Source organism: Skermanella sp. (genome assembly GCF_059503625.1).
This window is the reverse complement of the sequence record NZ_JCACHA010000743.1, coordinates 1-10563: the sequence shown is the minus strand read 5'-3', so window position 1 is coordinate 10563 and position 10563 is coordinate 1. Positions and strand designations below refer to the sequence as shown.

The 10563-nt window shown below is 55.3% G+C and carries 10 protein-coding genes; 2 read left to right on the top strand and 8 right to left on the bottom strand.

What is annotated here, in order from left to right; all coding sequences use genetic code 11:
- Positions 1–78 precede the first annotated feature (78 nt).
- The 4 genes from AC5JJ6_RS25490 to AC5JJ6_RS25475 all read right to left on the bottom strand — a co-directional run bounded on the left by AC5JJ6_RS25490 (position 79) and on the right by AC5JJ6_RS25475 (position 4320).
- On the bottom strand, positions 79–1056 hold the full coding sequence (locus AC5JJ6_RS25490) for an HpcH/HpaI aldolase/citrate lyase family protein (RefSeq protein WP_496044756.1): 978 nt from the start codon (positions 1054–1056) through the stop codon (positions 79–81).
- 64 nt (positions 1057–1120) lie between these two features.
- Complete coding sequence (locus tag AC5JJ6_RS25485) at positions 1121–2200, bottom strand: MaoC family dehydratase (protein WP_496044757.1); 1080 nt, start codon at positions 2198–2200, stop codon at positions 1121–1123.
- Positions 2201–2208: 8 nt separating this feature from the next.
- Positions 2209–3069 (bottom strand): HTD2 family dehydratase, encoded by an 861-nt coding sequence (locus AC5JJ6_RS25480; protein ID WP_496044755.1) that lies wholly within the window; start codon positions 3067–3069, stop codon positions 2209–2211.
- Positions 3070–3096: 27 nt separating this feature from the next.
- The gene (locus AC5JJ6_RS25475) at positions 3097–4320 is read right to left on the bottom strand and encodes a CoA transferase (RefSeq protein ID WP_496044754.1); all 1224 of its coding nucleotides are present in this window, start codon (positions 4318–4320) and stop codon (positions 3097–3099) included.
- A 300-nt stretch (positions 4321–4620) separates the two neighbouring features.
- Between AC5JJ6_RS25475 and AC5JJ6_RS25470 the strand changes: the two genes are divergently transcribed.
- Complete coding sequence (locus AC5JJ6_RS25470; protein ID WP_496044753.1) at positions 4621–5400, top strand: creatininase family protein; 780 nt, start codon at positions 4621–4623, stop codon at positions 5398–5400.
- Between the two features lie 493 nt (positions 5401–5893).
- Positions 5894–6802, top strand: coding sequence for an LLM class oxidoreductase (locus AC5JJ6_RS25465; protein WP_496044752.1), 909 nt, complete (start codon positions 5894–5896; stop codon positions 6800–6802).
- 252 nt (positions 6803–7054) lie between these two features.
- Here the strand turns inward: AC5JJ6_RS25465 and AC5JJ6_RS25460 are convergent, their stop codons facing one another.
- The 4 genes from AC5JJ6_RS25460 to AC5JJ6_RS25445 all read right to left on the bottom strand — a co-directional run bounded on the left by AC5JJ6_RS25460 (position 7055) and on the right by AC5JJ6_RS25445 (position 10383).
- Positions 7055–7615 (bottom strand): IS6 family transposase, encoded by a 561-nt coding sequence (locus AC5JJ6_RS25460; protein ID WP_496044751.1) that lies wholly within the window; start codon positions 7613–7615, stop codon positions 7055–7057.
- A gap of 61 nt (positions 7616–7676) precedes the next feature.
- Entirely contained in the window at positions 7677–8579 is a 903-nt protein-coding gene (locus AC5JJ6_RS25455) for a dihydrodipicolinate synthase family protein (protein ID WP_496044750.1), read from the bottom strand.
- Between the two features lie 266 nt (positions 8580–8845).
- Positions 8846–9928, bottom strand: a complete 1083-nt coding sequence (locus AC5JJ6_RS25450; protein ID WP_496044749.1) for a tyrosine-type recombinase/integrase — start codon at positions 9926–9928, stop codon at positions 8846–8848.
- Positions 9925–10383 (bottom strand): DUF29 domain-containing protein, encoded by a 459-nt coding sequence (locus AC5JJ6_RS25445; RefSeq protein ID WP_496044748.1) that lies wholly within the window; start codon positions 10381–10383, stop codon positions 9925–9927. Before AC5JJ6_RS25445 ends, AC5JJ6_RS25450 begins: the two co-directional genes overlap by 4 nt.
- Between the last annotated feature and the right edge of the window lie 180 nt (positions 10384–10563).

Genomic DNA, 10563 nt, shown 5'->3' with positions numbered 1-10563 from the left:
TGCACTACACCAACGTGCATAGATTCAATACGAGTCCAGTTTGTCAACGGACTGTTAGGCTTCGCTATGTTCCTCTCGTCATGCATCTATTCCCAACATTGTAGCCTTTCGCATCAAATTCTCCGCCATTTTAATGCTGGCAATATCGATAAGCTTGCCATCTAACGCCACAGCACCAAGGCCTGCTTTTTGCGCCTCATCCATAGCTGCCAGGATTTTCTTTGCGTAGTTTATCTCTTGAGGTTCCGGCGAAAATACCTCGTTCGCCAAGTTTACTTGCGTCGGATGAATGGCCCACTTCCCTTCAAATCCCATGGAGCAAGCCCGACGAGCTGCTACCTTAAAGCCTTCAGGGTCAGAAAAGTCCCCAAAAGGCCCATCAATCGGTCTTAAGCCATGCGCACGACAAGCTACGAGCACCCTTGACTGAGCATAGTGCCATTGATCGCCGTAATGAAAACGCCTTACATCTGAGCCACTGTCAGCCATAAGTACTGCATAATCGGCGCTGGTTCCTCCCACCGTCGTTGTACGCGCTCGGGTGCTTGCTCCATAATCACCGACGCCGAAACTTATAGCTTCCAACCTCGGACTGCTCGCGGCAATTGCTTCAACGTTTGACATTCCAAGTGCTGTTTCAATTAGCACGTCAAAGCCTATTCTTTTCGTTCGCCTCTTTGCCATTTCTATCTGTGAGACGAGCATATCCAACGCATAAACATCAGCTGGTACTCCAACCTTCGGAATGAGGAGCATGTCGAGGCGTGGACACGCCTCGACAATGTCGACAACATCGCGGTACATATATTCGGTATCTAGACCATTGATGCGGACTTGAACAGTCTTGCTCCCCCAATCTAAATCATTCAGCGCCTCAATCACGTTACGCCTTGCCCCGACCTTATTGCTAGGAGCTACGGCGTCTTCGAGATCCAAGAATACAACATCGGCATCCAACGAAAGAGCCTTGTCAATAAACTTTGGGTTCGATGCAGGTACAGCAAGCTGTGATCTCTGTGGCCTTGGAGTAACCGAAATATTTGACGTGTGGCTCATGATAATTCCCTCTCATTTCGGGTAGGGTTTAGGATAAAAGCAAAACGGATACTTGTAACAAAAACTAACGCTTTTGTCGTCGCGGCATTGCGACCGTGTAATCAAGATCAAGGACGATTGAGGGATGGTATTTCGACGGGTTAGATCCGTCCGGATGAGCGGACGATACTTCTGATGGTGTCATATTTTTTAAACCAACTAGGCGGAGGCGAAGTGCGCCCATGTCATTGCGATCAGGTAATTCGAATTTTTCACTAACTTCAGAAAAAGCATAGATTGTATCACCGGCAATTGTTGGCGATACATGTCTGCCACCATTAATTGCAAGAATACCTAGTGCATTTTCTATCCCGTCGTAACTTAGTGCGCGCGCAAGTGATATGACATGACCGCCATAAACAAGCCGTTGTCCTACAGGATGTTGTTTCATGGCTAACGCGTCAAAATGTGCTTTGGCGTTGTTTTGATATAAACGGGTAGCAATGATATGCTCAGCTTCTTCGACGGTGACACCTATGGGATGGTTGATCCTTTCCCCAGGCACATAGTCGTCCCAGAGATCGTTTGAGCCTGTTGCGTCACACCAACTGTCCAACGCATTGGCTGAGGAGATACGTGCGGCAAGTGAAAAATCCTCGGGGGCAACGACGTCTTTGAGAGATGGTACATGCTCACGTGGAGTGTCTGCGTCAATATCCCGCTTATTGACCATAACCCATCTCACCCATGTAAGAACGGGTACTTCATTCTGATTGAAGCATATTGATCGGACGTACACGGTTCCTGTCTTGCCACTCGAATTCTTCTTTAAGCCAATTACTTTACTTTTACAACTTATGGTGTCGCCCGCGAAAACGGGATGTAAAAACCGCGTCTCCGCATATCCAAGGTTTGCTACCGCATTGAGCGAGATATCCGGAACCGTCTTGCCGAAGGCAATATTAAATAGCAGAACGTCGTCGATTGGACGGCTTGGAAGGCCAAGCTTTGCCGCGAGAGGCGATGCAGATGGGAGGGTATGCCTAGTCCCCGTCAGCGCAATGAATGTTGATGCATCAGCCTCGCTCAGAGTTCTTGGCGTTGCGTGTCTGAAAACCTGATCAAGATGAAAATCCTCAAAAAAGTATCCCGTTCTTTCCTTCATAGTCACGTTCAAGCCCCCTTGTTCAAATCGATGGTGGCTGTTGCACTCATTGCTACAGCGCCGCTCAATGTTTCGGCCCAAAGGCGGACAGTGGTCTCGCTCTCTCTTGCGCCGCAAACAAAAAGTGGTTCGTCCGCAAACAATGGCCTTACCGCTCTGAAGTCAAAGTTCGTCATTCGAACGCCTGAAACTTCTTGGCTAACTGAGTTCGCGAGCAATGTAGCTATTAAAGGCCCGTGAACCACGAGGTTTGGGTAATTTTCCTCATCACAGGCATATGGTTTGTCATAGTGTATACGATGTGAGTTGAAAGTAAGTGCGGAGTATCTAAACAGGAGAGTGGGCGATGGATCGAAGCGGTGGCGCCACTCCGCTTTATAGGGGGCGGGAATCGCTTTGGGCATCGACGCTCCCGGCGTTGCGGGCTCTCGATAGACTATATCCTGCTCATCGACGACCGCTAAATTTTCATCAACCATTATCTCGTGTTTCACGGTGACGAACACTAAGGGACCAGAGTTACCATCCTTTAGCGAGACATTAGTGATTGTTGAGCGCTTGGTCATTTGCGCGTCAATGCTGATAGGCGCTAGGAAGGAAACCCGTCCACCTGCCCACATCCGCCGGGGAAGCTCGATTGGCGGCATGAAGCCGCCCATTCTGGGGTGCCCGTCGCTTTTTAGCTCTGCAGTTGACGTCATTGGCAGGAAATAAAGCCAGTGAGACAGGGGAGGAAGCTCCAAAGTCCCAGTCCGTGTGAATGTCCAGTCGAGGGTTGCTCCCAATCTCCTAAGCGTGGGGAAGCTCGCGACATCATCGGAGGATTCTTGGCGGCCGATCCATGCCTTTAGGTCAACATCCATGTTCATATTAGGGCGCTCCGTGTGTGACATGCCTCAGCCCTCTTCCGGTCCCGCGACGATAGCTGCATCATGCAGCTTTCCAATGGCTGTCGAACTCAGGCCGAGCACATCCATCAAGACTTCATCTGTATGCTCGCCGACACTCGGCGCAGGTTTTACGTGACCGCGGGCAGTACCCAAGACACGTATAGCGGAACCAGCCGCAAGATGCTCGCCTACGCCCATCGTGTGGATCCGTTCAAATATTGGATTGTGGTCGCTGATCCTGGGATCTGTTTCAACAGCCTGTCGTACTGTCTGATAAAGACCCCAGCAGACACGGTTCTGGTTGAAGATGCGGCCGATATCCTCGAGTGAATGCTGTAGGGTCCAGGCCTCAACTAGGAGAGCAATTTCTTCACGAGCGTCGTATCTGTCTCGCTCACGACCAAAATCACGACCAAGCTTTGCCTCAAGGGCGGCTATTTGCACCTTTAGGTCACACGCCTTTATAAGATTCTTCCATTGCGAGGTGGAGATCGCAGCAGCATAGACACGTCGTCCGTCCCGTGTAGGAAAATCCCGACCGAAGGCACCATAAACATAGTTTCCGATCTCTGGGCGTTCCTGTTTGAGAACTTCCGCCTCAGTAAGTATCCCGAGATGGGACAACGTAGAAAAGGCTACATCTGAAAGCGCCAATCGAAATTCGGTGCCGAGCCCAGTACGCTGTCGATGGCTTAGTGCTGCCGCGATGGAGAATGCAGCTTGGTATGCGCACGCTACGTCCCATGCGGGAAGTGGGCTGTTGATCGGCTGGTCTATCGATCCGTTTCCAGTCATAGCTGGAAAGCCAGTTGCTGGATGCACCGTGTAATCTACTGCAGTTGTACCGTCAGGATTGCCTTCAATCGTGCATGTAATAACATCAGATCTCTTTGCGGAAAGGGCGGAATGCGAGAGCCATGGAACAGCTATGTTGGTGAGCAGGACACCGCCTGCAGAGCCGTCTGCCGCCACGAGAGCCTGTACCAACTCCCGACCTTCCGGCTTACGGATATCGACCGCTAACGAGCGTTTTCCCTTGTTCAGCCCAGTCCAATAGAGACTGCGACCAGCAGGTGCTATCGGAAGTCTGCGATAATCCATCCCCCCTCCCGGGAGGTCTATACGGATAACATCTGCGCCGAATTGGGCAAGCGTCATCCCGGCGAGCGGCGCGGCAATGAAGGCAGAGCTTTCAATGACGCGAAAACCTTCAAAGAACTGGAAATTCACGACGTTTACCCCAGAGCAAATGTAAGTCTGTGTTGTTGCCTCTGATTTCACCAAAGAGCGTACAATCCAAAAAATATTCTAACAATCAAACTTATCTCGCGGATTCTGAAGATTTTTCGATCAATCTGAAGTGCGAGTTTTTGTGGCCGAGAACAGCTCAATTATAAAGGAAAACTGCATAATTGAGAAGATTAATGCATTTGTACGAGTGCGACAGAGTTCATACTATGACCTGAGCGCCGACCATAGGGGCTGCCCTGTGAAGGGAAGGCAACAATCATAGCAAAGAGGGAGAGAGCTGTGGCGAGCATTCGATTTGAGTATCTCAATACCAGAACCTTCAACGAAGGCAAATTTGATACTGCTATCGTTCCAGTCGGGTCTTGTGAAAGCCACGGCGACCACATGCCATTTGGTACTGACGCTCTTATTGCGCATGAGCTGTCCCTAGCAATTGCTGAGAAACTGGACCGGACAGTTGTCTTGCCCCCAACCTATTTTGGCTATAGCCACCTGTATCGGCACAAGCCAATCGCAGTTTCTCTCGGCCAAGATACCAATATCCGGGTCATCTCCGACATCCTTCGATCGCTCGCATTTTGGAAGATTAAGAACGTTTTGATGGTAAACGGCCATGATGGAAACCTTGTCGCAATGGATGTGGCTGCACATAATGTACGCGAGGAACACCCCGAGATGCACATTGCGGCTCTTGATGCTTGGTGGATGACGATCGACAAACTCATTCCCAACGATACGTTTGAAGCTTGGGGCGGCCGTGGACATGGCGGTGAAGCTGAAACATCTCTAGGATTGGCACTCATTCCCCAGCATATGGATATGAACCATGCGCGCGGGATGATTCCCAATGTTGAACAAGGTGTGAAAGAATATTGGCAGTTCTCTGAACTAACTGCCTTCGGTGCCTCGGGCGATCCAACAAAGGCAACTTTGGGGAAGGGTGAGAAGATAAAAGCGGCGTTGGTCGATTACGTAGCAAACTTCTTCAGCCGCCGCCGGAATGAAAACTGGATGTACAATTCTAAACCTGTAGGTGTTGCTGAAGGGCAAAATTCCTAACGATTGTCCCAATAGAATTCCGTCACATGTGCGGCTGCAGGTGAGTCACCGTACGCTGTTGCGGAGGAGTCGGATGCCGCCACGCAAAAAGTCTCGTCTGCTCTAGTGACCATAGCTTGAAAAAAGACTTTCTAGTAGCTCTCGCGTTCAGCACTCAACAATCGATATCAACCCCGTTGAATGAAAGGGAAAAGACGTGGCGGAAAGGCATATAACAATGGTTTTAAATAACAATCGGTCGACTAAGTTCCCAATGCTATCGGGTACGACAGGTTCTGACGTTATTGACATCGGTGCGCTCTGCAAGAACACAGGTGCTCTCACCTACGATCCAGGCTGCACCTCTACGGCATTGTGTGGATCGAAGATCACCTACATCAATGGCGACGAACAAAAATTAAGGCAAAACAATCGGTTTTGCCAATAAAAGAACAGGATTAGAATGAGCACGATTAGAAGACCAGGAAACTCCACACATCGTGGATTTTCACGAGTGTTTCGCGAAGGTAAGTTGACTTTTGGGTTTAATGCTCCTTTAGAAGCTTATCACGATAACCATACACCCACGATGATTGATCATGCTACGATGGCAAAGCAAGCAGATGCTGCGGGCTTCGCGGCAATTTGGCTTCGGGATGTGCCATTTTACGATCCAATGTTTGGCGACGTGGGACAGGTTTTCGACCCGCTCGCATATGCGGGTTGGTTGGCAGCAGTAACTAAGCAGATCACAATTGGTACTGCTGGGATCGTCCTTCCGCTTCGCGATCCTCTGATTGTTGCGAAACAGGCAACGACACTTGATCAACTCACGCAAAACCGATTTCTACTAGGTTTATCGTCCGGCGATCGAGCTTCTGAATACCCGGCATTTGGAGTGGATTTTGAAAATCGTGAGGAGCGATTCCGTGACGCGATTGCGCTCATAAGGTGCGTAACGGAAAATGAGTTTCCACATCACCATTCAGACTACTATGGCCATTTGGATGGAAGTCTCGACCTTGTCCCGAAGCCGGTTACTTCAAGCCTTCCCATGATCGCAATCGGCCGAGCGCGTCAGACAATCGAATGGCTTGCAGAAAATATGGAAGGATGGATGTGGCATCAAAGCGATTTTGATCGGCTGCCTGAAATTGTATCAAATTGGAGGAAAGCGTGCGCAGGAGTATTCAAGCCATACGCGTATGGGGTGTTTTTCGATCTCGATCCTGACCCTGCCGCGTCTTTGAAAGTTGGTCGCGGCATTACATCTGGTCGAAAGGCTCTGATTGAACTTTGGAAGAGACAAGCAGATCAAGGTGTTGGCCATGTTGCGCTTAACCTCAGAATGTCTCGCCGTCCCGTTTGTGAGGTGCTGGATGAGATGGGTGATTACGTCCTACCGCACTTTTCATCTCTCTAAAGATGTTAGGAGCACTGTGAAGCGGAGACGACAGCTGTGCGTGACTGGATATCATCCTTTTTACTACTGAGATCTGTCAGCTTTCTGGGCAATTTGCGCGGTGGGCAGGTGGTTGACTACCATTAGCTGTATCAGGCGATGGAGATCAGGTCCCGCAGCGCGGCCACGCGCTGCACGTGGATGACCCGCCGACAGGCGAGCGAGATGGGCTGGTTGATGTAGGTAGCCAAGCGCAGGAAGTTGCGGATCTCATCAAAGGCCCGGCAGAAGCGATAGGCTGCATCGAAGTTCTTGAAACCGCGCCTCGACCGGTAGCGCCCTTTTATGCCCCGTTGATTTTCTTCGATCACGGTGTTTTTTATACTGACTGGTGCGGTGGTCGGCTTCCGTGCCGAGTTCGTCGGCGATGGCCGTGGGGCAACTGGTATGGCCGTCGGTGGTGACCTGTTCGGGCTCGACCTGGTTGACCAACCTGGCGGAGCGCAGGAACGCCTTGGCCGCGGCCATGTCGCGGGTTTCGCTCAGTTGGACGTCGACCAGATTGCCGTCCCGGTCGATTGCCCGGTACAGATAGCACCATGTGCCGGAGATCCTAAGGTATGTCTCGTCGACGTGCCAGCATCGACCTACCTTGCCAACCCGGCGCTTGCGTAAGCCCTCGGCGAGCAGCGGCGCCAGCCTGGCTTCCCAGTCGCGCACTGCTTCGTGAGTGAATACGATGCCGCGGATCAGGAACATTTCTGCCAGATCAAGCAGGCTCAGCTTGTAGCGAAGCCGCCAGAAAGCGGTCAGGAACACGATATCGGACGGCACCCGAACTGCGATCTGGCTTGTCAGTTTCACCTCCTATCGTGCGAGCCGGGAAATCGACAGATCAAGCTGCGAGGGGTTTTGGCAATTGAGACAGAACATCGGCGACCTGGCGCTTTGCCTGCTTGGACAGAGGCAGCATTGGACGCGGCGGTTCGATGTGGGCAATGTCAAGCAGATCAGCGAGCGCATAGACGACGCGTAGGCTTGAATACTGCTTGAACAGGTCCCAGACTGGTGCGAGCGCGGTATCGAGCCTGCGCGCTTCCTCGGCGTTGCCGGCCTGCGCGGCGCGGACGATCTTCAGACAGGTTTGTGGGAAGAGACCGCCAAGTACGCTGTACCAGGTATCTGCCCCGGCAAGCAGCGCTTCGGTGCAGTTCCAATCGGCACTATAGCCGATGGAAAAACCCTTCGGCATGCTGCCACGCTGCTCCTTAAGATGCTCAACCGCGTCTTGCGGTGTCGAACTCGGGTTCTTGATCCCGACGATGCCTGACACCTTGGCCAATCGGCCAACCAGTTCTGGCGTGAACCGGAAATGCGTAGTGCCGGGATTGTCGTAGATAACGATCGGCAGGCCGCTGTCGCGGGCAACGGTGGCAAAATGCTCGAACACCTCATCCTCGTTGAGCGGCGTGTAGGATGCCGCCGACAGGAGGCCGGCGGCGGCGCCGGTGGACTTGGCATGCTTTGCAATTCTGACCGCCTCGTTGGTCCTCAAGGCGCCGACACCAACGACGACAGCCATGCGCCCGCCGGTTTCCTCCAGCGCGGCTTCAAGCGCGCGTTCGCGTTCGTCGAGGGTCAGATACATATAGATGCCGGTGCTGCCGAACAGGCCGATTGAATCGACCTCGGCCACAACTAGACGGTTGACCAGCCTGCGCAACGCGTCGGTGTCGACGCGGCCGTCGCGGTTAGCTGGCGTGATGGGGAAAGCGGACAATCCGCTCAGGAAATTCATAGCAAGGCTCCGAAGGTCGTGAGTTCAGAAGGGAAAGCCAACGATCCGCATTTCGGCGGATGTCTTGCTCCGGGTTTGTTCAAGAACTACGAAAATCTTTCTCGTCGCCCCTTCACTGGTTCCGTCAGGTCTCGCGCCAAAATACACGAAATCCACAATAGGTAGTCTTTCAAACCCCAGCACGAACCGCTACATCTGGTGGGCTGGCGCGAGAGCTGACGGAACCCCCTGTCCCTGCTACAGCAGGCGCTGGATGGTTCACCGTGTTATTCGTCGCCGACCGGAGTCCCGGCCCGGCGCCGGCGCCTGACGCGCGCCACCGCGCCGCGACCGGTCTGCAGACGCTCGGTGTAGCGCGCGACCATCGCCGGCGATTTCCAGCCGCCGGCCTGCATCACCGCCGGCAGGTCCTCGCCGGCGGCGACCAGGTCCTGGGCGCCGCCGACCCGGGTCGAGTGGCCGCTGTAGCCGCCGGACAGGCCGATGCTGGCGCTGCGGGCCTTGACGATCGCGGCGTAGGAGGTGGCGCTGAGCGCCGGACCGTAGCCGCGGCGCGACAGGTGGCGGAAGACAAAGGGCGAGGACGGGACGACGTCGCGGGTCGCGGGATCGATCGCACGGTCGATCGCGGCCCGCCAGGCCGCCAGCGCCCGCATGGTGTCGTCCGCCAGGAACCTGGCGGCGCCCGCGCCCTCCTGGTCGGTCTTGGACCGGCGCACCAGGATCGAGCCCTCGCCGTCCTCGTCGTCCTCCAGATCCTCCCAGCGCAGCGCCACGACCTCGCTGGCCCGGCACAGGGTATCGCGGGCGACCAGCAGCAGGGCGCTGTCGCGCAGACCGATCAGTTCCCGGTGGGGCGTTTGAGCACCACTGCCGACGGCGGCCAGGATCGCGTCGATCTCCTTTTCCCCGACCGGGTTGGCCTGGCGCTGGCGCACGGTCCTGGCGCGGGCATGGGCGCGGGCCGCCATCCTGACGGTCAGCGACCGGCAGGGGTTGGCCAGATCGGCGGCGGCGTGCCAGGCGGCGATGCTGGCAAGGTAGCGCTTGATCGTGGCGGGTTTTCGCGAGGTGCCGACGGCCTCGATGAAAGCGGCGACGGTGGTTGGCTCGGCCGGCAGCCAGGACAGGCCGCGCCCGGCGCACCAGCCGGCGAACAGGCGCCCGTCGCTGCGGAGCGCCGCGATCGTCCGGGGCGCCATCGCCCGCTCGGCCCGGCCGAAGAAGTCCGACAGCCGCTCGATCAGGAGCTCGGGCAGCAGAGGCTCGGTTGCGGCTGGCAGCGTCGGGCTGACAGCCTCGGATGCGGCGTCGCTGCAAGCGTCGGCGGGCGCTAGCAGGACGGTCATGGCGCCTGTCCGTCTGGCCAGAAGGCGGTATCGGCGAGCTCGGCCATCGTCCAGGGACAGGCAGCCGGCAGGACCGCCATCGACAGGCCGTCGTGCTCCGACAGGCTGAGGCCGGCGAGCCGGCGGGCCCGGTCGTAGACGGTCGGCAGCCGGACCCGAGCGACCAGACCGGGGTTGTCGTCGGCGAGAGCCTCGTACTCAAGGCGCTGGACCGTTACTGACTGCCGCCAGCCGTCACGCGGGCCGGATGCCGGCGAGTAGGCCAGCTTGAGCAGGTGCTCGATAACCCGCATCAGCGCGCTTTCCATCGCCCGCCGTTCGCTGCGTCCCAGGCTCTCGATCTCCTCGGCGATGTGATCGATGTCGGCGGCGTCGATCCGACCGGCGCGGAGCAGCGCGGCCTGCTGTTCGGTCCAGGCCGCGAAGTCGGTGTCGTAGAGGGTGTCGCCGGGCATCGCTCAGGCCTCCGTTGGCCGCTGGGGGCGGATCGTGGGTGGTGCGGCTGAGGATAATCGCCGGCCCCGGGTGGGTCAACCGGACTGTCACCGCAGAGTAGTTGATGCGAAAAGTTGGTCAGGGATTCCGCGGTGGTTAGTCCCTTTCCTTAGAGAGGTTCATGAGAAAAGGAGAGTTAT